1 pseudogene is annotated in these 452 nt (G+C 67.5%); it reads left to right on the top strand.

From position 1 onward, the window contains the following. Positions 1-250: 250 nt before the first annotated feature. A pseudogene (locus tag I6A82_RS14460) lies at positions 251-452 on the top strand (hypothetical protein); the annotation flags it as partial.

The raw sequence follows: 452 nt of genomic DNA, 5'->3' as shown, positions 1-452 counted from the left end.
CTGGCGTCATCCCGCTTCTCTACCGTCATCCCCACCTGCGCGGGGATGACGGACATAGTTTCAAGGGCCCGCTTGGGCCTTTTCCTGGCTGGGCATCATATTCCGTCCCTCGCCATCTTCGTCCGGACGGAGATGGCGGGGCTGGCGACCGGGCCGTGGCGCTGGGCAGCTGGCCGATCGGGCAGGCTTGCGCGCCGGTCCAGGCTCCGGATACGGCTGTCGCGCCGAGAAGCGGCATGGGAGGTGCGCGATGGACATTCGGCAAGTCGACATCCGACGAGTCGCGTGTCTCGACGGCCTGCGCGGGCTGGCGGCGCTCTGGGTGCTGTTCGGGCACCTGGTGATCCTGACCGGCTTCCGCCTGCCGGTGCTGAGCAAGCCGGATCTGGGCGTCGACCTGTTCATCCTGCTCTCCGGCTTCCTGATGGTGTTCCAGTATCGGCTGCGTGCCG

It is taken from the genome of Novosphingopyxis sp. YJ-S2-01, assembly GCF_016093175.1.
GTDB classification, from domain to species: domain Bacteria; phylum Pseudomonadota; class Alphaproteobacteria; order Sphingomonadales; family Sphingomonadaceae; genus Novosphingopyxis; species Novosphingopyxis iocasae.
The sequence above is the reverse complement of the archived record's forward strand: the minus strand, read 5'-3'. Positions and strand labels throughout refer to the sequence as shown.